13 protein-coding genes, 3 rRNA genes and 1 pseudogene are annotated in these 21,934 nt (G+C 34.7%); 7 read left to right on the forward strand and 10 right to left on the reverse strand.

What is annotated here, in order from left to right:
• The first annotated feature begins 184 nt into the window (after positions 1-184).
• Both G9F70_RS05660 and G9F70_RS05665 read left to right on the forward strand, forming a co-directional pair.
• The gene (locus G9F70_RS05660) at positions 185-874 is read left to right on the forward strand and encodes an ABC transporter ATP-binding protein (protein WP_125006558.1); all 690 of its coding nucleotides are present in this window, start codon (positions 185-187) and stop codon (positions 872-874) included.
• Positions 867-3,371, forward strand: coding sequence for an ABC transporter permease (locus tag G9F70_RS05665; RefSeq protein WP_164947986.1), 2,505 nt, complete (start codon positions 867-869; stop codon positions 3,369-3,371). Before G9F70_RS05660 ends, G9F70_RS05665 begins: the two co-directional genes overlap by 8 nt.
• 765 nt (positions 3,372-4,136) lie before the next feature.
• Here the strand turns inward: G9F70_RS05665 and G9F70_RS05670 are convergent.
• The gene (locus G9F70_RS05670; protein ID WP_164948111.1) at positions 4,137-5,507 is read right to left on the reverse strand and encodes an ISNCY family transposase; all 1,371 of its coding nucleotides are present in this window, start codon (positions 5,505-5,507) and stop codon (positions 4,137-4,139) included.
• A gap of 393 nt (positions 5,508-5,900) precedes the next feature.
• Here G9F70_RS05670 and G9F70_RS05675 point away from each other — a divergent pair.
• The 3 genes from G9F70_RS05675 to rrf all read left to right on the forward strand — a co-directional run bounded on the left by G9F70_RS05675 (position 5,901) and on the right by rrf (position 10,861).
• Positions 5,901-7,418: ribosomal RNA gene (locus G9F70_RS05675) — 16S ribosomal RNA — on the forward strand.
• 319 nt (positions 7,419-7,737) lie between these two features.
• Positions 7,738-10,663 (forward strand): 23S ribosomal RNA (locus G9F70_RS05680).
• 81 nt (positions 10,664-10,744) lie between these two features.
• A 5S ribosomal RNA gene (rrf, locus tag G9F70_RS05685) occupies positions 10,745-10,861 on the forward strand.
• Together the 16S, 23S and 5S rRNA genes form the textbook arrangement of a ribosomal RNA operon.
• A 79-nt stretch (positions 10,862-10,940) precedes the next feature.
• On the opposite strand, the gene G9F70_RS27240 is transcribed toward rrf, so the two are convergent.
• The gene (locus tag G9F70_RS27240; RefSeq protein ID WP_224617803.1) at positions 10,941-12,347 is read right to left on the reverse strand and encodes an ATP-binding cassette domain-containing protein; all 1,407 of its coding nucleotides are present in this window, start codon (positions 12,345-12,347) and stop codon (positions 10,941-10,943) included.
• 358 nt (positions 12,348-12,705) lie between these two features.
• Here G9F70_RS27240 and G9F70_RS05695 point away from each other — a divergent pair, with 358 nt between their 5' ends.
• The gene (locus G9F70_RS05695; RefSeq protein ID WP_164947121.1) at positions 12,706-13,272 is read left to right on the forward strand and encodes a GNAT family N-acetyltransferase; all 567 of its coding nucleotides are present in this window, start codon (positions 12,706-12,708) and stop codon (positions 13,270-13,272) included.
• 42 nt (positions 13,273-13,314) lie between these two features.
• Here the strand turns inward: G9F70_RS05695 and saoL are convergent.
• The 8 genes and pseudogenes from saoL to saoT all read right to left on the reverse strand — a co-directional run bounded on the left by saoL (position 13,315) and on the right by saoT (position 19,448).
• Positions 13,315-14,045 (reverse strand): annotated as a pseudogene (gene saoL / locus G9F70_RS26910) (MerB-like organometallic lyase SaoL).
• 70 nt (positions 14,046-14,115) lie between these two features.
• Complete coding sequence (saoA, locus tag G9F70_RS05715) at positions 14,116-14,886, reverse strand: ABC transporter ATP-binding protein SaoA (protein WP_164947118.1); 771 nt, start codon at positions 14,884-14,886, stop codon at positions 14,116-14,118.
• Positions 14,886-15,704: an ABC transporter permease subunit SaoP gene (gene saoP / locus G9F70_RS05725; protein ID WP_263484253.1), complete on the reverse strand. Its 819-nt coding sequence runs from the start codon at positions 15,702-15,704 to the stop codon at positions 14,886-14,888. Before saoP ends, saoA begins: the two co-directional genes overlap by 1 nt.
• Positions 15,644-16,486 (reverse strand): ABC transporter substrate-binding (seleno)protein SaoB, encoded by an 843-nt coding sequence (saoB, locus tag G9F70_RS05730; protein ID WP_411955993.1) that lies wholly within the window; start codon positions 16,484-16,486, stop codon positions 15,644-15,646. The genes saoP and saoB overlap by 61 nt, the downstream gene beginning before the upstream one ends.
• On the reverse strand, positions 16,446-17,570 hold the full coding sequence (gene saoX / locus G9F70_RS05740; RefSeq protein WP_164947115.1) for an ABC transporter substrate-binding subunit SaoX: 1,125 nt from the start codon (positions 17,568-17,570) through the stop codon (positions 16,446-16,448). Before saoX ends, saoB begins: the two co-directional genes overlap by 41 nt.
• 177 nt (positions 17,571-17,747) lie before the next feature.
• The gene (gene saoC / locus G9F70_RS05745) at positions 17,748-18,224 is read right to left on the reverse strand and encodes a Cys-Cys-COOH (seleno)protein SaoC (RefSeq protein ID WP_164947114.1); all 477 of its coding nucleotides are present in this window, start codon (positions 18,222-18,224) and stop codon (positions 17,748-17,750) included.
• A 43-nt stretch (positions 18,225-18,267) separates the two neighbouring features.
• Complete coding sequence (locus G9F70_RS05750) at positions 18,268-19,191, reverse strand: permease (protein WP_164947113.1); 924 nt, start codon at positions 19,189-19,191, stop codon at positions 18,268-18,270.
• A complete protein-coding gene (gene saoT / locus G9F70_RS26915) occupies positions 19,191-19,448 on the reverse strand; it encodes a thioredoxin-like (seleno)protein SaoT (RefSeq protein ID WP_263484254.1) in 258 nt (85 codons plus the stop codon). Before saoT ends, G9F70_RS05750 begins: the two co-directional genes overlap by 1 nt.
• A 484-nt stretch (positions 19,449-19,932) precedes the next feature.
• Between saoT and G9F70_RS05760 the strand changes: the two genes are divergently transcribed.
• Positions 19,933-21,651 carry a methyl-accepting chemotaxis protein gene (locus G9F70_RS05760; protein WP_164947112.1) on the forward strand — a complete coding sequence of 573 codons (1,719 nt, stop codon included), beginning with the start codon at positions 19,933-19,935 and terminating at the stop codon, positions 21,649-21,651.
• Positions 21,652-21,934 lie beyond the last annotated feature (283 nt).

Genomic DNA, 21,934 nt, shown 5'->3' on the forward strand with positions numbered 1-21,934 from the left:
TGATATTTAATATATATTTTGTGAGGAGTTTGTTACATTGTTTTGTTAGGATATATTTATAGCCATTATTTAGTAATTAGGTATGAAATCATGATTCATAGTGGTTTTCTAGATTAATAGTTACCGTAAATTTTAAATGTACTAAATTTAATCTGGCTAAAAAATATATATGGGGGATGGGAAGATGTCGCTTTTAAAAACTGAGAATCTAAAAAAACATTATGGTAAGGATAGTAATTTGGTAAAAGCACTAGATGGAGTTAATTTTGAAGTTGAAAAGGGTGAATTTGTTGCGATTATAGGAACTTCTGGAAGTGGTAAGAGTACACTTTTACATATGCTTGGTGGATTAGATAGACCTACAGAGGGCAAAGTTATTGTTGATGGAAAAGATGTATTCAGTATGAATGAGGAACAGCTAACTATCTATAGACGTAGAAATATAGGTTTTATTTTTCAAAATTATAACCTTATACCTATACTTAATGTATATGAAAATATAGTTTTACCTATAGAACTTGATGGAAATAAAATTGATAAAGATTATATTGAGGAGATTGCGAGTATTTTAGGGTTAAGTAGCAAGCTTAATAATTTGCCTAATAATCTTTCAGGAGGACAGCAGCAGAGAGTTGCCATTGGAAGAGCAATAGCTGCAAAGCCTTCTATAATACTTGCAGATGAACCTACAGGAAATTTGGATACTAAAACAGGGCAGGAGGTTTTAGGACTTCTTAAAATCACAAGTAAAAAGTTTAATCAAACAATTGTTATGATAACCCACAATGAAGAGATAGCACAGCTTGCAGATAGGATTATAAGAATTGAGGATGGCAAGATTGTGTCTTCAAGGGGGCAGATTACAAATGTTTAAAAATAATAATAGAAAAATATCCTCTAAGCTTGCCAAAAGGAGCTTTAAGGCAAATAGAACGAGAAATATTTTTGCGCTTTTAGCTATAGTACTTACAACTGTATTATTTACTGCAGTATTTACTATTGGTATGAGTTTAATTGATTCTATGCAAAATGCAACTATGAGGCAGGTAGGTACAAAAGCTCACGGTGGATTTAAGTACCTTACAAAAGAGGAAACAGATAAATTAAAGCAGCATCCACTTGTCAAAGAATACGGAACTACAGTTACAATATCAGATGTAGAGAATAAAGAGCTCCGAAGTAATGCCGTAGAGCTGCATTATGTGGATGAAAATTGGGCAAAATGGGGATTTTGTGAGGCAACCACAGGAAAGTTACCAGAAAATGAAAATGAAATAACTACAGCTACTTGGGTGCTTGATATGCTTAATGTACCCCACAAAATTGGAGAAAAGGTCACAGTAGAGTACACTATAATGGATAAAAAATATACAAAGGACTTTGTTTTAAGTGGTTTTTGGAAAGGAGATAAAGCAATTGCAGGCGCAGGTATTGCAATAGTTTCCAAGGATTTTGTAGATAAAAACCTTAAAGATGTGGATTTAAATAAAAGTATGAAGGATGGAAAGTATACAGGGTTAACTGACCTTTATGTTATGTTTGATAAGGCTTCAGATACTAAAAATAATTTGAAAAAAGTTATTAAAGATACAGGTATAAGTTTTTCAGAGGAAAGATATGCTGTAAATTGGGGATATTTATCTAATCATGATACAGAGTTGTCAAATATAATTCCTTTTATAATTATAGGATTACTTATAATGGTGAGTGGATACCTCTTGATTTATAATATATTTTATATTTCAGTAGTGAAGGATACTAAATATTATGGATTATTAAAAACCATCGGGACTACTAAAAAACAATTAAAGTGCATAATACGAAAACAAGCATTTATGCTATCTTTAATTGGTATTCCTATAGGCTTAATTTGTGGATATTTTATAGGGGCGGTTCTTGTGCCTATATCACTTAGTGCGTCAAATATGAGTGATAGTACAACAATATCGATAAATCCTATTATATTTGTAGGTTCAACATTGTTTTCTTTAATAACTGTTTTTTTAAGTTCAAATAAGCCAGGTAAGATTGCGTCTAGGGTATCACCAATTGAAGCAGTAAGATATACAGGAATAGAAATGAAAGATAAAAAAGGAATAAAAAATTCTACAAGTGGTGCAAAACTCTATAAGATGGCTTTTTCAAATATATTTAGAAATAAGAAAAAAGCAATTATTCTTCTAGCATCGCTTTCATTAAGCATTATATTGTTTAATTTTATTTCTACTCTAATTGGAAGTTTTAATATGGATTTGTATCTTAAAGATAGCATACGAGGTGAATTTGTTATTAGTAATTATTCTAATTTTGGAAAAAATATATTTAATGGTGTAAGTACAGTTGATGAAAAAATGTGTAATGGATTAAAAAATATTCAGGGGGTAAAAAAAGTAGATAAAATTTATTCAGGATTTGCTCGAGACGAGGTTGATGAGCATAAGCTTGATGTTATGAAAAAAGCTTCTGTAAATGAAAAACTGGTAAAAGATAATATGCAGGGTAGAAAAGAAGTAGAAGTTCAGCTTTATGGTTTAGATAATGGTTGCATGGATATGTATAATAAAAATACTATAATAAAAGGTGAATTTAACCTTGAAAAATTTTCAACTGGTAAATATATATTGATACATCAATCCTTTGGATGTGATTACTACGAAGTAGGAGATAAAATAACCCTTAATTTAAAAGATGGAGGAGAGAAAACTTTTGAGGTCATGGCATTGGTAGAAGTAGTGAGGACATTTGATCTAAAAATTTATAATCCAACAGGATATAAAGCCTATATACCATCAAAGGAATTCATTTCATTTATTAAAAAACCAGTAATAATGACAGCACAAATATTTATTGATAAAGAAAAAAGCAGCACTATAGAAAATCATATTAAAAAACTTCAGAGCAGCAATAAGGATTTAGAGTATCGATCAAAAAAGGATTATGAAAAGGAATATAAAAATTTTACAAAGACTTTTTCTGTAATAGGCTATAGCCTTAGCGCTGTAATATTTATAATAGGTCTTATGAATTTTGTTAATACTATGCTTACAAGCATTTTGGCTAGAAAACAAGAATTTGCCATACTTGAAAGTGTGGGAATGACTCGAAAACAGCTTTTGAAAATGCTTATATTTGAAGGACTTTACTATGCTATTATTACTACTGCTATTGTATCGACTGTTGGAATATTTATAACACATTTTGGAATAAGCTTACTTTGTAGTGGAATTACAATTTTTAAATATAATTTTAAAATTATACCTATTGTAGTATGTTCCTTAGGATTAATGATTTTTGCTATTTTTATTCCCAAGTTGTGTTATGGGAGTGTTTCTAAAAACAGTATCATTGAAAGATTGAGAGAAAATGAATAAGGCACACGAAAAGATTTACCTGAAAGGGTAAGTCTTTTTTGCTAGATCAATTTATATATAATCAAAAACAAAGTAAGTTATAAGATAGCCAATACCATAAGATCTAGATAAGTTGGATTAAGTGGCTATGGAGTTATAATACTTAACCATGCGTATCGGAATGCTAAATATCGAATTATTTATACTTATATGTAGTAATATGAAGATAATCTAGCTAGGTGACATGTTGGTTGAAATTATGCTCTTATTTATATGATAGAATGTTCCTTGTCGTCGCAAAGCAGTGGCGAAGCACGCTAAATGTTAATTACTATTTAATATGTTTTCAAATGAAAATTAATTTTAAAAAGTTATGTCAAGCATTTTTGAAAATGTCCTCAAATATTTAAAACATTAGCACCAGTTTTTCTGGTGCTTTTATTAATTTGGGTTACTTAATGAATATTGCACAAAGTGGCTATAAGATTATTTAATTACTTTGAAATTTTCCTAAAATCTTTTCTAAATATCTTTTAGCCGTAGGCTTATAATTGGGGGTCCATTAAAGCTTAAAGGTCATTTTTGAAAATGTGTATGAATCCTTCTATTTATATTAGCGTAGCTAATGGATGAGAATCCATTTCTTTTTATTAATTTGATTTTATTATTTATGACTTCCATTGGTCAGTTTCTTAATCTATTATCAAAGTATATTTTGGGTTCACTTAATAAACCTTTGAAGATTGTCTTTTTCAAAGATCTAAAATGAACAGATTTTTAGTGTTTCTATGCTACATTATTGTTCCGGTGAGCCTGTTTCTTTAGATACCGCTCAAACGAATCTTGTTTCCAAGGGTGATTCATTGGTGGTATGTAGCGTTTGCTAGGTTGGGTATTGGGAACTGCTAAATCAAAGTTTTTGGAGGAGAGTTCATGTCCAGGTAATAAATCTAGCGCATAAACTTTCTCATCTACACACAAGAAAATCTCGCCATTAAATGATTGAATTACCGTTCCAACTGTTCCTTTGCGATAATGTACAGGATATCCATTGCAATCAACAGGCAAATAATAATTCTTTTTAAATTTGATACAACTTCCGTTATCCACCTTCCTACTGGTCAATACGGCAAGAGTTAAGTTGATTTTTTCAATATCTGGTTGCATTTCAAAGACAGATTTGATATTATCAACAGGTAATGCAAACTGAGCATTGAATTCTTTTATGTAGGAGTTTAAGAATTCGTTTGCTTGCTCAATTGTGTTTATACCACTTATCCGCATTTCCAAGGGGAGGCGTGATTGTAACGTCTGAAACATTCTTTCTACGCGTCCCTTGGCTTGTGGAACACTACTGGTTTTAATTTCAATACCTAATTGTTTGCATGCATAGCTAAATTGTGTAAATGTGTCCTCTTCAACTGAAGGGGAATTTTTTTGTTTATATTCAAAGACCGTACGCCTATCAGTGAATAACATGTAGGGAATACCATAGTTAGTAAGTACTTGGTGTAGTACATGATAGTACCCATTTAAAGTTTCTTGCGGATCGAAATAAGCACCCACAATAGCACCAGTAGCATCATCTACTGCGATATGCAACTGACTTTTATCGTTACCGAACCAAAGATGTACCGAAGCATCCATTTGAAGCATTTCGCCTGCATAAGCACATCTTGGACGTCTAGGATGTGCATCCTCGGCAGCAATTATGGAACTTTGAATTTTAGCAATTTCTTTTATAGAATTAGTTGCTTTTTGCAGTTCTTTTAATTCAGCCTTAATCCTTTTTCTTGTAGCACGCTTCGCCTTAGGGGACAGGATGAAATCTTGCATAAGGATAGAACGAATGGTGCTAGTAGAAACCGTTATATTCTCGTGCTTTTTTAGCAATTCGCAAAAATGGGTAATATTAGCTTCAGGGTATTTGGTGCAATATAAATCTAGGATTAACTGCTTGGTATTAGCATCAAGAGCATGTGCGGGCTTTCGCCCTCGATTACCATGAATAAAGAATTCCTTTCCACTTTCTTTATACCCCTTAATCATTCTGTTAATATGCCTAACCGAACAATTGAGAGCAATAGCTGCTCGCTTTTTATTGGCATCTGTTTCTATTAATTTTTTTATAGTAGAGTACTTATCCATTTCTTCCATAGTTAAATTCACCTTTCTTATTATCAGCACCTCATTTCTAGTCATGAGGTTTATTATACAATGTTTTCATATTTGGGACATAATCAAATGTGGTATAGTAAGACATTATCATAAACGGATCATACAAATGAAAATTAATTTTAAAAAGTTATTGACAAAACAAGAGAAACCTAGTAATATAGTAGAAGTCGTCACATGATGACAAAGCAAATTGGTCTTTGAAAATTAAACAGAGAAATAGGTAAAATAGCGAAATAATATTTCGCTTGACCAGTTAATTACTTTAGATAAAAAAGTAATTTTAGTCGTAAGACTAAAAAGTATGTAATGAGCTTGCTAACCAGCTTAACAGTTGGCGCAGATTATTCATTTCAAATAAAAAGTGTAAACTTTTAAATTGAGAGTTTGATCCTGGCTCAGGACGAACGCTGGCGGCGTGCCTAACACATGCAAGTCGAGCGATGAAACCCTTCGGGGTGGATTAGCGGCGGACGGGTGAGTAACACGTGGGTAACCTGCCTCAAAGAGGGGAATAGCCTCCCGAAAGGGAGATTAATACCGCATAATATGTTTTGGTCGCATGATTGAAACATCAAAGGATTTTTCTTCGGAAAATTCCACTTTGAGATGGACCCGCGGCGCATTAGCTAGTTGGTGAGGTAACGGCCCACCAAGGCAACGATGCGTAGCCGACCTGAGAGGGTGATCGGCCACATTGGAACTGAGACACGGTCCAGACTCCTACGGGAGGCAGCAGTGGGGAATATTGCGCAATGGGGGAAACCCTGACGCAGCAACGCCGCGTGAATGATGAAGGCCTTCGGGTTGTAAAGTTCTGTCTTCTGGGACGATAATGACGGTACCAGAGGAGGAAGCCACGGCTAACTACGTGCCAGCAGCCGCGGTAATACGTAGGTGGCAAGCGTTGTCCGGATTTACTGGGCGTAAAGGATGCGTAGGCGGACATTTAAGTCAGATGTGAAATACCCGAGCTTAACTTGGGTGCTGCATTTGAAACTGGGTGTCTAGAGTGCAGGAGAGGTAAGTGGAATTCCTAGTGTAGCGGTGAAATGCGTAGAGATTAGGAAGAACACCAGTGGCGAAGGCGACTTACTGGACTGTAACTGACGCTGAGGCATGAAAGCGTGGGGAGCAAACAGGATTAGATACCCTGGTAGTCCACGCCGTAAACGATGAATACTAGGTGTCGGGGGTCGAACCTCGGTGCCGCAGTTAACACAATAAGTATTCCGCCTGGGGAGTACGATCGCAAGATTAAAACTCAAAGGAATTGACGGGGGCCCGCACAAGCAGCGGAGCATGTGGTTTAATTCGAAGCAACGCGAAGAACCTTACCTAGACTTGACATCCCCTGCATAACCCAGAGATGGGCGAAGTCCTTCGGGACAGGGTGACAGGTGGTGCATGGTTGTCGTCAGCTCGTGTCGTGAGATGTTGGGTTAAGTCCCGCAACGAGCGCAACCCTTATCATTAGTTGCTACCATTTAGTTGAGCACTCTAGTGAGACTGCCCGGGTTAACCGGGAGGAAGGTGGGGATGACGTCAAATCATCATGCCCCTTATGTCTAGGGCTACACACGTGCTACAATGGTGAGTACAAAGAGATGCAAGACCGCAAGGTGGAGCCAAACTCAAAAACTCATCCCAGTTCGGATTGTAGGCTGCAACTCGCCTACATGAAGCCGGAGTTGCTAGTAATCGCGAATCAGCATGTCGCGGTGAATACGTTCCCGGGCCTTGTACACACCGCCCGTCACACCATGAGAGTTGGTAACACCCGAAGTCCGTGAGGTAACCGTAAGGAGCCAGCGGCCGAAGGTGGGATTGATGATTGGGGTGAAGTCGTAACAAGGTAGCCGTAGGAGAACCTGCGGCTGGATCACCTCCTTTCTAGGGAGTAGATGCAAAGACTTCGGTCAATGCAACAAGAAGAATAATTAATTTTATTTTTCAAAATGTCTACTGTAATTACTCGTAACCTATTCTCTGTTTAATTTTGAGAGACTAATTTTAGTAAACTCTTAAGAGCTTACTAATAATTTAATCTTTCTAAAAATGTTCTTTGAAAATTGCACAGTGAAATTAAAGTTGTTTTAATAAGTTAAAGCCATGTAAATGGTGTATAGATGAATTTAATACAATTTCGCAAAATGAATTAAAACGTTTATGTAAATAGACGAAATTATCTACGTAAGTAGATAAAGATAAAGGTTAAGCTACAAAGGGCGCATGGCGAATGCCTTGGCACTAGGAGCCGAAGAAGGACGCGTTAAGCTGCGATAAGCTTTGGGTAGGCGCAAATAGCCAGTGATCCAAAGATTTCCGAATGGGGGAACCCACATAGTAACAACTATGTACTGCATACTGAATAAATAGGTATGCAGAGGTAGACCCGGGGAACTGAAACATCTAAGTACCCGGAGGAAGAGAAAGAAACATCGATTTCCTAAGTAGCGGCGAGCGAAAGGGAAAGAGCCCAAACCTAGGTCTTTGACCTAGGGGTTGAGGATAGATCATAAATACTGCAATTCCTTAATTGAAGATAGCTGGAAAGCTGCTCCGCAGAAGGTAATAGGCCTGTAAATGAAAAGGAAAAACAGTCAGATCTAATCCAGAGTACCACGAGACACGTGAAACCTTGTGGGAAGCAGGGAGGACCACCTCCCAAGGCTAAATACTACCTAGTGACCGATAGTGAAGAAGTACCGTGAGGGAAAGGTGAAAAGAACCCCGGAAGGGGAGTGAAATAGAACCTGAAACCGTGTGCCTACAACCGGTCGGAGCACTTTTTATGTGTGACGGCGTGCTTTTTGTAGAACGAGCCAACGAGTTACGATATGTAGCAAGGTTAAGTACTTAAGGTACGGAGCCGAAGGGAAACCAAGTCTGAATAGGGCGCTATAGTTGCATGTCGTAGACCCGAAACCGGGTGACCTATCCATGGCCAGGATGAAGCGGAAGTAAAATTCCGTGGAGGTCCGAACCACGTTGGTGTTGAAAAACCATGGGATGAGCTGTGGATAGCGGAGAAATTCCAATCGAACTCGGAGATAGCTGGTTCTCCTCGAAATAGCTTTAGGGCTAGCGTCGATTAATTGAGTAATGGAGGTAGAGCACTGAATGGGCTAGGGGCTGACAACAGTTACTGAACCCTATCAAACTCCGAATGCCATATACTTTTATTTCGGCAGTCAGACTGCGAATGATAAGATCCGTAGTCAAAAGGGAAACAGCCCAGACCATCAGCTAAGGTCCCAAAGTGTAAGTTAAGTGGAAAAGGATGTGGGATTTCTAAGACAACTAGGATGTTGGCTCAGAAGCAGCCACTCATTCAAAGAGTGCGTAATAGCTCACTAGTCAAGAGATCCTGCGCCGAAGATGTCCGGGGCTAAAACTTACCACCGAAGCTATGGGTGTACACTATGTGTACGCGGTAGAGGAGCTTTCTGTACTGGCTGAAGTCATACCGTAAGGAGTGGTGGACGGTACAGAAGTGAGAATGTTGGCATAAGTAGCGAGAGTTAAGTGAGAATCTTAACGGTCGAAAACCTAAGGTTTCCTGAGGAAGGCTCGTCCTCTCAGGGTTAGTCGGGACCTAAGCCGAGGCCGAAAGGCGTAGGTGATGGACAATCGGTTGATATTCCGATACCACCAATGGACGTTATTAGAAATGGGATGACGCAGGAGGATAAGATGTGCACACTATTGGATGTGTGTCTAAGCATTTAGGCGGAGCAAGCAGGCAAATCCGTTTGCTCTTAACGCTGAGATGTTATGGGGAAGGGAATTTATTCCTGAAGTATCTGATTCCACGCTGCCAAGAAAAGTCTCTATCGAGGATATTGGTGCCCGTACCGCAAACCGACACAGGTAGGTGAGGAGAGAATCCTAAGACCATCGGAAGAATTGCTGTTAAGGAACTCGGCAAATTGACCCCGTAACTTCGGGAGAAGGGGTGCCTACGAAAGTAGGTCGCAGAGAATAGGCCCAAGCAACTGTTTAGCAAAAACACAGGTCTCTGCTAAAGCGAAAGCTGATGTATAGGGGCTGACGCCTGCCCGGTGCTGGAAGGTTAAGGGGATTACTTAGCGCAAGCGAAGGTATGAACTTAAGCCCCAGTAAACGGCGGCCGTAACTATAACGGTCCTAAGGTAGCGAAATTCCTTGTCGGGTAAGTTCCGACCCGCACGAATGGCGTAATGATTTGGGCACTGTCTCAACAGCACATCCGGCGAAATTGTAGTGCCAGTGAAGATGCTGGCTACCCGCGATTGGACGGAAAGACCCCGTAGAGCTTTACTGTAGCTTAGCATTGAATTTCGGTATTGTCTGTACAGGATAGGTGGGAGACTGAGAAACATGGGCGTCAGCCTGTGTGGAGTCATCCTTGGGATACCACCCTGACAGTACTGAGGTTCTAACTGGAGGCCATGAATCTGGTCACAGGACATTGTTAGGTGGGCAGTTTGACTGGGGCGGTCGCCTCCAAAAAAGTAACGGAGGCGCTCAAAGGTTCCCTCAGCGCGGTTGGAAATCGCGCGAAGAGTGCAAAGGCAGAAGGGAGCCTGACTGCGACACCTACAAGTGGAGCAGGGACGAAAGTCGGACTTAGTGATCCGGTGGTACCTCGTGGGAGGGCCATCGCTCAACGGATAAAAGCTACCTCGGGGATAACAGGCTGATCTCCCCCAAGAGTCCACATCGACGGGGAGGTTTGGCACCTCGATGTCGGCTCGTCGCATCCTGGGGCTGAAGTAGGTCCCAAGGGTTGGGCTGTTCGCCCATTAAAGCGGCACGCGAGCTGGGTTCAGAACGTCGTGAGACAGTTCGGTCCCTATCCGTCGCGGGCGTAGGAAATTTGAAGGGAGCTGTCCTTAGTACGAGAGGACCGGGATGGACAAACCTCTGGTGCACCAGTTGTCACGCCAGTGGCATCGCTGGGTAGCTATGTTTGGAAGGGATAAACGCTGAAAGCATCTAAGCGTGAAGCCCACCCTGAGATGAGATTTCCCATAACTCGTGCGTAAGCACGGTGTTAGTAAGACTCCTGGAAGAACACCAGGTTGATAGGTTAGAGGTGTAAGCATGGTAACATGTTCAGCTGACTAATACTAATAAGTCGAGGGCTTGACCTTAATATATATAAAGCGTAAGCTTCAAGCGAAAGCGAGAAGATAATTTCACTGTGCAATTTTGAGAGAATATAATTTTCTCAATCTGGTGATTATGGCATGAAGGTAACACCCCTTCCCATACCGAACAGGTCGGTTAAGCTTCAATGCGCCAATGGTACTGCAGGGGTAACTTTGTGGGAGAGTAGGTCGTCGCCAGGTAAGAAAAAACCACTAAGTCTAACTTAGTGGTTTTTATTTTATATAAAGACTAAAAGGTTCATTAAATTGATGGAAAAATTCAAGCTCTAACATACCACTGAGCTTGAGCTTCATACATTTCAGAGTATTTACCACCCAGATTTATTAACTCCTCATGTGTTCCTATTTCGGCGATTCTTCCTTCATCCATAACTATAATTCTGTCAGCTATTTTAGCTGAGCCTATTCTGTGGGTAACAATGAAGGAAATATAATACTTAGCAAAATCTTGATATACTACTGAACATAGGGCTTTAAGGTAGCTCTGGCTGTATTCCCTTATATTGTCACCATCAATTAATATATCGCCTTCATACTCATCATAAAGACCAGTTATAAGCTTTGTTATAGTTGTCTTACCTGCTCCATTTGATCCTACAAAGGCATAGTGTTTTCCATGTTCTATAACAAAGGACATTCCATCTAATATATAATTTTCAGTTTGTGGATACTTAAACCTTACATTCTTAAACTCTAAACTCTTAAATTTAACTGGGGTTTCTAGAGGATTATCAGTAGCTCCTTTTTCTTCCTTAAGAGAAGAGAAATTAGTTAAATCTTTTAAATACTCTATGTTTTTTGTAAGTTCACCTACAAGAAAGGAAAGATTCCAAGATAATATTTGAATAAGTGAAGTTACAGCATTTACAAGTGCTATAAACATACCAATAGTTATCAGTCCTGATGTAACAGGTTTTATAAGCACGATTATTATAAAAATAGATATAAAAGATGTAATAATACCGCCTGCCTTCATTCTTATAAACCACTTAGCTTCAGTCTTTAGAATTATCTTTCTAGAAATTTCATATTGCTCCCACCACTTTTTGTTTATGTTATTACTAAATCTAAATAGACTCCTTTCATCAACACTTTCCCTTCCCGTGAGCACTTCTTTAAGATATTCATATTTTCTTTTGTATTTCGATGTTTCTTTATCAGCTTCATAGGTAGCCTTTCCACTCTTCATAGATAACATAAATAGTGGAACAGAGACAGCTAAAATAATTAAAGCAGCCCACCAAACCTGAGCTATAAGTATAAATAAAAGACCAGCAACTTTTATGATCATTGATATTAGCGCTAGAAAATTAATATAGGCTTTGCTTAATTTGCTTTCTGGATCTTTGCAAACCCTTGAAATTAAATCCCAACTCTCACTATTTTCTATGTATTTATAAGATAATCTTGCTCTTTTTTTTACCATACCTAATCTAAGGTCTTCTCTAAGCTTAATTTCTAGCTTAATTTCCACAAATTTTATAAGTCTTACTGAAATCCAGCTATACCCAACTAGTGCGACTACAAGGAATATTGATGGGAAAACTTTTTTAAGGTCTCCACTAGAAGATACTACTGAAATTGAAATATCTATAAATTTTGCAGTAGCAAGTATTAGTAAACTAGGAATTATACCATCTAATATTTTTGAAATTGCTATTAGTATCCCATAAAGTGGTGAAGAGTTTAATGGAAGTCATACAATATCAAGTGCAGTATACTTTTTATTTTCAATTAGCATATTTAATCCCCCTAAACCTAAATTATGTATATAATTAGATTAATTCATACAAGTAATATTATAAGTATATTACAAATTATATGCAAAATCAACAAATTTAACCAATGTAATTATAATACCAATATTGTAAAATTAGTTTAAATATGATATAATTTATTAAGAGGGAGTCAACTGTTGAAAAATGGTGGGCTTTTTTTGTTTTCCCCAAATTAAGGCATCTTCAAAAACATCTAATTAGAAGCTATTTACAAGATGCTTAATATAAAGAAGGAGTTGTAAAAAAATGCTCAAAATTGATTCTATATTTAATGAATTTCCTAAACTTGAGACTGAAAGGTTTATATTAAGAGAGGTAGTAGAAACGGATTATCCAGCTATATATGATATATATTCTGATGAGGATGCAGTAAAATACCAGCAAATAAAATCTATGGCAACTATTGAACAAGCAAAGAAGTCAGTGGAGTTTTTTATAAATGGATTTAAGACTAAAAAGTTCATTAGGTGGTGTATTACACTTAAGAAAAACAATCATGTTATAGGGTTGATCACACTTCATGATTTTGACACTTGGAATTCAAAATCAGAGATAGGTTATATGCTTAACAAAAAATATTGGGGACAAAATATAATGAGTGAAGTTTCGAAAAAAGTAATATGTTATGCATTTGAGGTTATAGAACTTAATAGGATAGAGGCATTGATAGATCCTGAAAATACTGCTTCAATTAAATTAAATATAAAACTTGGATTTGAAAAAGAGGGTTTAAAAAAGGAAGCAGCTTATAATAGAAGAACAGATAAATATGAAGATAGGTTGGTATTTGGAATTATAAAAAGTAAAAGATAAACCATAACTTTTGTGTAAGTTATGATTTTCTATTTTTAAACATCAAACGTTAGCATAAGGAAAGTCTTTTGAAAAGCTTGAGTTAAATATCATTTTTGCAACTAGTATGGCCTCTTGAATATCCAGACAGAAAATATCTTCTTCTGGAATTTGCATTTTATTAACCCAAGTATCATAATGTTTCTTCGTACAGAAGAAATTCATAATATTTCAGCAGTTGCCTGACCAGTTTTGGTTTTTATTTAAATCTACATGGAGTACATGTGTAAGCTCTGGACTATAATTAGCGAGTTGTCCATTTTTAATCTCAACAAAGATATCCTCTCCACATTCGCTACACTTAGAATTAATTTTTATATTTTGATTAAATGTAAAAGAAGATCCCATAGCATCAACTGCACTGCACTAAATACGCGTCCATCTGATAAATGAACTTTATGATTAGTATTAAAAGCTGAAACTGGATAAATAAAATTCACATTATTATCTTCATCCATTACCATAGCATTTTTACTAACTAAACTATCTAAAATTTGCTTAAATTTTTCTTTACTGATATTTAGTTTTTCTAATATAATAGAAGATGTCTCTTTTGAATTAAAAGGTATGGCATTATATATAATATAATCCATTATTAATCTTCTTACCTCATTTTCTATTAAAGATAATCTTGAATAAATACTATCAATATATAATCTTTCTGAGGGATAATTTTTGAAAGTAAAAGCATTACCATCTATATCTTTAACTATAGTATTTTTCATATAACTCATAATTATTTTCTCCTATTCATTTATTGCTAACTAATATTTCAGAGTTAGCACCATAAAATTCACTGTAACTCTACACCACCTTAGAATCGTCTCTATTTAGTGCTTTTTTCAGTATATTTGTAAGAGTGTCTTTATATTTTTTATATTTTTCACTCTCGCGATCTCGCGATCTTTCAAGGTCAATATTCATATCTTCTAGTATTTTTCCTTTTTCAGTAGACATAACAATAACTCTATCACTCATATAAACAGCCTCATCAACATCATGAGTCACCATAATTACTGTGGTTCTGTCTTTAAGCCATAAAGCTTCCAATTCTTCTTGAAGTATTTGTCTCATTTGAAAATCTACAGCGCCTAAGGGCTCATCCATTAATAACACTTCTGGTTTACATGCTAGGGCACGTATAACCGCTGTCCTCTGTTTCATTCCTCCAGATAACTGGTGAGGAAATAAATTTTCTTTTCCCAGTAGCTGAGCCATTTCTAAAAGTTCTCCAAGTTTTTTTTCTCTTTCTGCCTTGGGAATTTTTTGTTCCTTCATAGGAAACAAAATATTATCGGCTACAGTCATCCAGGGAAATAGTGCATAGTTTTGAAATACAAATCCTCTATCTGAACCCCCGCTAGATACGTATTTACCACTAACTGAAATTTTACCTGATGTTGCTGGCTTAAAACCTGCAATTATTGTTAAAAGAGTAGTTTTACCACAGCCTGAAGGTCCAAGTAATGAAATAAACTGTCCTTCTTTAACATCAAAACTTATATCTTTTAATACCTCATGAACTTCTTTATTATTATTAAATGTCTTACATACATTCTCAAGTCTAACCTTCATTACTGAGCATACCTCCATTTTGTAAGCCTTTTATTTAAAAGTTGTAATATTCTATCAATACCGAAACCTACAAGTGCTGCAAAAACCATTAGTGCTATTAACATATCTGTTTGCATTCTTGTTTGAGCTTCAACCATAGAGAAACCTAAGCCGGCACCTGCCGCTATGTACTCCGCTCAGATAACGGACATCCAGCCAGTACTAATAGCCAGTCTAGATCCTGTCAAAATATCTGGTATAGATGCTGGTATAACAATATTTTTGAAAATGCTTAAGTGGCCAGCTCCCATACTTCTTGCAGCATTATAGTAATCCTTTGATATACTTTTTACACAGTGTATAGTATTTAAGATTATAGGGAATATTCCAGAAAAAGCAATTAAGAATATTGTTGGACCATCTCCAATACCAAACCATACAATTGTAAGTGGTACCCACGCCATAATTGGAACCTGTCTTACAGAGTACACTATCCAACTAATTAACTCGTTTGCTAGTGGAAAGCTTCCCATTAAAAATCCTAGTGGCAAACCCAAGGCTAATGACCACAAAAATCCTTTTAATACATGTCCTAATGTAATTAATATATTGGTTACTATTTCAATGCTAGTAATGCAGTGAAAAAATGCAATTGCTGTATTCTTTGGATAGGGTAATATTATTTCTTTATCATAATGCATAGCAGTTAATTGCCATATTCCTATTAAAGCTAAGCCAACCAATATCTTATAAAAAATATATTTAGTATTTTTATTTTTTAGTTTACTAGGTTTGTTTGTGGAATTATAGGTACAAGATTTATATTCCATCTTCGCCATTCAGCTAGTCCCCTTTCAGTAATACTACTATTTACATAACCTTTTAATTCTTCTAACAATACATCTTCTGCTTCTAATTCCTTTACGGATTTTTTATATGCAGTTATAAACTTTTTATAAACAGGATTTTTTTTAAAATCATTTCTGACTAAAAGTACATATGTAACATAATCTCTATTTACTGAAATTTTATCTTTGACTCCATTTAGCATCCATCCTTTAGTAACATCTAATATAACCCCATCCACTAGGTTATTTTCTAATGCATAAGGCAGGGCGCGTCCAAGCATAGGAACTATTTCACATTTGTTACCAAATCGGTCTTTCACTATTTGTTCTTGATATTTTTTATTTTGAGTAACACCTATTTTTTTAGGTGTTACTCCACTTTTTGTTACAAATATATCTGAGTTTTCAACACAAACTCCAACAATTTCAAATCTTGGATCCTTTTCAATGAATTTTTCGGCTGCATTTACACATACAATTGCTAGGTCTAAAACATCAGAGCTCAATGCCCATTGAGCAGTGTTACTTCAGCAATCATTCATTGTATAGCTTTCAAAATCCTCATGAATATCTGCATTATTTAATCTTTTATTTTTAATCATATAGTCAATAACCATGCCAGAGATATCATTAGCCACTCCGATTTTTATTTTATCCTTAAGCTTTTCCTTTGGCATAAAGATAATTCCTATTATTAATAAAATTATAGTAATAAAAGCTAAAACTATATTTTTATTTATCGATTTCATTGGATTTAGCTTTCCAATTTTCAAAAGACATCCCTAGTGGGAATACAGCATTTACTTTTTCTTTTATAAATTTATCGAAATCATCAGCACCAGATTCATCTAAATATTTAGTAATAACAATGTCCTCATATTTATTTGAATCACTATATAATCCTTTGCTTATTTCAAACTCCATTTCATGCTTAAATTTTTTAGGGTCAACTTTCCAAGAAAGAGTTCTTCCTTCTCCTACTGTCTTTTTATACACAGTTAATAAAGCCGCTTCTTCAGGTACATTATAGTTTTTTGCAAAGATTTTTGCTGCTTTTAATGGATGTGTATAAATGTATTCTATTGCTTTTGTATGAGCTAATACCATTTTCTTAGCAAGTTCAGGATGTTCCTTCGCAAACTTCTTATTTAGAGAGAATACACAGCAATTCCCCAGCTCTTTTCCAGTCATTAAATGTGTACTTAAAATGCGTCCTGTTTTTTCAAATTCAGCCATGGATCCCCAAGGGTCACAACATACATAGCCTTTAATTTTTCCTGTTTTCATAGCAAGATATTTAGCTTGATCTGAATCAAAATTTATTCCTTTATAATTTTCGCCTTTAACAGGTATACCTGCATCGTTAGCCATTTGTTCCCAATTATAATCTGTTTGTTCTGGCTTTGAACCAATTCCCATAGGTTGTCCTATTAAATCCTTTGCTGGATTCTTAATATCATTTGACACTACCAAATAGTATGAACCGCCATCATGATTATTAGCAGCAACTATTATAGGAGACCCTTTAGCATAAGCCGTATTTAAACCTTTAAATCCTATATATCCAGCATCCATTTGTCCTGTTGCCATAGCTTGTGGAATTTTACCATTACCAGTAACTTCAACCTTTAAACCAAGTTGGTCAAATATTCCTGCATCTTTTGCTACACATGCTGCAGTCATATGATCACAGTTATAGTACCCAAGCTTTATTGTGTAATCATCCTTACTCTCAACTTTTGTACTATTTGATGAGGTAGTTTTAGCTGTTTCCCCCTTATTTCCACAAGCTATTAATGAAGATGCCATTACAGCTGCTAATGATACTACTAATGCAATTTTCTTTAATTTTAACATTTTTTTAGTCCCCTTTACTATTTATGATTTTTATATTTAATGATATTTCAGAAGGAAAGTCTCCCGTTTTTCATAAGTGGGAGGATAACAATTGAGAATTGTTATCTGCTACAGAGATTTACAAGGAGGTAAATATCATTGTGAAGTCGTTAATATTGCCTCTTTGAAGAAGATGATTTAACAACAGTCTTCCATGTCATTTCCAAATAAATTAACAATCTTCATATTTTGGAGTCTAAAAATTGCATATCCTACTTGTCCATTCTTAGAACCCGAAACAATAACCTCTATTTGGTCTTTATCATCTATATTTTTAAACTTTATTATTTGATTTTCCATTGGAGCAGGTACTTCATTGCTACATTTATAATTATGCTCTTTAGCAATAACTATTTTCATAGCGTTTTTAGTTTTGCTCACTCTATATATGATCACTAAATCTTTAGTATTATCATTATTTACATCTTCTTGTCCACATAAAATAATTTCATTATCAGGATGTAGTTTAGTGAAATATTGAAGTAATGGATTATCCCTGGTCACTCCAATATTCTTTAATTCTTTATTTTTACAAGGCGCGCCAACGCATGCACTAAACATAAATGTAATTATGATTAATACTAGTACATATAAAATAATTTCTTTTTTCCTCATAATACAAATAACCTCACAATTTAATAAAGATAACTCTATTTGTCTAAGCCTCTTTGCTAGCAAAAAAGTTTTTAATATTTGGTGAAATTGCACGGATGCAAAATAAAAATATAATAAATGAACATAAATATTTTAACCATTCTGGTGCAACAAAAATAATTTTATTAGCTGCACTTATTGAATTATCTACTCTATCAAAGTTCATAGCTGGTTTAAAATTAGGCATTAAAATTAAATTAGTTATATAACCCACTAATACCGAAGTTGTAACAATTACCGAGGAATATATAATAACCGTACGTTTACCTATGATTTTGTAGATACTTATTAATTCCGGGAGATTGGTTGCCGCTCCAGCCATTAAAAATGTAATAGCTATCCCCGGTGCTGCTCCACTGGCTATAAGTGCTGCAACAAAAGGAATATGTCCTACGGCACAAACATACATAACAGTTGCCAGTAATGTTATAAATATAAGTGAAATAGCACTTGGATTTCCAAGATAAGCTTGAATATTTTCTTCTACACCTGGTGCTTTTAGCTCTGAACCTCCAAAAGTATTACCTATAATTCCAATAATAATTGGAACTACAAATCCAGTAGTTAAATAAATTATTGAAATTTCTGGACCTAAAAGTCCAAAGCATAATATAACTGCTATGGGATTTATAATGGGAGTAGCTACCATAAACGCTAGTGTTGGTCCTAAATACGCTCCTGAATAATACATACTCAAACCTAATGGAATTACTCCACAGCTGCAAATAGGTAACAGCATACCGGATATAGTACTTTTAATTAGTGAACTTATTTTTTTATTACCAAGCATTTTTTGAAATTTATCAGGGGCTAATATATCATGGAGTAGTCCTGCTAAAATGAAGCTAATGACTAGCCATACTGAAGCACCATTTAATATATTAATTGAAGCAAGTACAATTTTTTCTATGTAATTTAAAATTGACATTAGCTATTTATCACCGCCTCTTCAATTGCTCTCGAAATTACTCCTTCTGATAAATTTTGAATTTTCTTTTTTTCGTTAATAACTATCATACTTTTAGTAACCATTCCGTATTTCTTTATGTAGTCAAAATCTTTACCTACACGATAAATTTTTAGCTTCATTTTTCCATTATATTTTTTTACTTCATCTTCAACGAAGACAGCATATTTATTACATCATGCACATGTATTAACAAATTCAACTAGAATATTATCCATTATTTCCACTACCCTTCTTATAGACTAATCAGTAATATAGCTGTTTATTCCTTTTTTTTTCGTTTTTCTTTATTATTTTGTATAATATAACGATTAATGACGTATATATTACCACATGATTCATTAGATGTAATATCTTGTTTTTATATACATAAACTCATTGCTATAGATAAACATAATAAACCTAATTTTACAAAAATTTGAGATAAATAAAAAATTTATTATTTTTACTTGTACTTTACCAAAAAAAATGTTTAATTATCCTTTATAGTAGTCCTGATGATCGGTACTTTAGAATATACTTGAGCTTATAATGGTGATCTATTCTGTTATATATTATATTCAGGTAAGTTTATATAAAAAATCGGAAAAAGTCAGAATAAATAGAATTTTCTGCTAAAGTTGATGCATATTTTAACGATATATTTAATGTTAAATTAATTATTTAGTGTTATAAAATTAAATTAAAAAGGGAGAGAAAATTATGGGATTAATTAAAAATGCTAAGGTGAAAACAAAAATACTATCATCCTTTATTATTATGCTATTATTATCATTAACTGTATCTACATTGTCTGTGGTTAGGGTAACAGATCTTAAAAATTCCTTTACTAATATTAAAGATAAGGAGATGAAAAAATTAGATTTTATGTACAAAATGAGAGGCGAATTAAATAATATTAGTAGCTCATATAGTGATATGCTTATACACCAAGATATTAAAGATATTGCCGATGATTCAAAAAAAATAGATTTAGATATAGAAAATTATAAAAAGTCATCAGATGAATTAAATTCTATGATTACCACGCCAACGGGAAAAGACGGCATGAATAAAGTTAAACAAGCAGAGGAAAAGGGATTTAAACTTTTGGATGAGTTTGAAAAGCAAGCACAAAGAACTGATTTAACTAAGGGGGAAATTATAACTTTAAATAATCAATTATCTACTATTAAAAATGAATGGATGGGTAGCATAGAAAATATTGTTAATATAATAAACACATATCTTGATAATCAAAATAAAACAGTAATGAATATGATTACTTCTACTATAACAATTATATTTATAACATCTGGAATTATTATTTTATTAGCAGTAGTATTAACTTCAGTTATAACTAGAGATATAACTGTACCTTTATCAAAAATAAAGCAGTTTGCAGAAAATATGGCACAGTATGATTTTTCAACACCTATTATTATAAGTAGAAAAGATGAATTTGGTGATACTGGAAATGCTTTAAACAAAGCACAAGAAAACACTAAAGACCTTGTAAAAATTATTCTAGAAAAATCAACGGATTTAAGTGCTGGTAGTGAGGAATTGTCAGCTACAGTAGAAGAAATGACTTCAAAATTAGAAGTAATAAATGAAGCAACTAAAGGAATCGTTAATTCGGCTCATGAATCAAGTGCAGTAACAGAAGAGATATCAGCATCAGCTGAAGAGATAGATTCAAGTATAAATATACTTTCAAGTAAAGCATTGGAAGGAAGCACTGAATCTTCTAAGATAAGCCAAAGAGCAATTCAAGTTAAAAATAAAGCGCAAATTTCAAGCAATGAGACGCAAAGTCTTTATAAAGAAAAGCAAAAGGAAATAATGGCAGCTATAGAAGCCGGAAAGGTAGTTAATGAAATAAAAGTTATGGCTGATGCCATAGCAGCTATTTCAGGGCAAACTAATTTGCTAGCATTAAATGCTGCAATAGAGGCTGCAAGGGCAGGGGAGCAAGGTAAAGGGTTTGCTGTTGTTGCAGAAGAAGTTAGAAGACTTGCAGAAGAGTCATCAAAGACTGTAGCTACAATACAAATAACTGTAGAAAAAGTACAATTAGCATTTAAGAACTTATCATTTAATACACAAGGAGTACTAAAATTTATAGATGAAAAAGTAATTGGTGATTATAATGATTTTGTAAAAACAGGGGAGCAATATAATGTAGATGCGGAATTTTTAAATGACCTGTCTGAGAATTTAGCATCTATGTCGGAAGAAATATATTCTACTGTAAATCAAATAAGTGAGGCAATACAAGGTATGGCACAAAACACTCAAAGTTCAGCAGAAAATTCAAATGAAATACTAAATAGTGTAGGAGAAGCAACACAAGGAATGGAGCAAATAGCACAAACTACTGAGGGTCAAGCACAACTAGCTCAAATATTAAATCAAATAGTACAAAAATTTAAGATTTAATATGGTGTAAGATTTGCACGAATTGCAGGATTATTGCAAGAAAAAAGTTGACACATGTCAAAATTCGTGATAATATCATTCCCAACAGGAAAAAGTAATTAATTTAAAGTACTAATATTATACAAGAATTTAAAAACGATGACGAAGAAAAAAACTATGGGAAAGTTGATTACAGAGAACCGGGGGAAGCTGAGAACCGGATTGACCAGATAGAAATAATCACTTCAGAGTTGTATGGCTGAAAATTAGTAAGCTATACCGTAAGGCCACGTTAGAAAGCCAA

It is taken from the genome of Clostridium sp. FP1, assembly GCF_011065975.2.
Lineage (GTDB): Bacteria > Bacillota > Clostridia > Clostridiales > Clostridiaceae > Clostridium_AD > Clostridium_AD tagluense.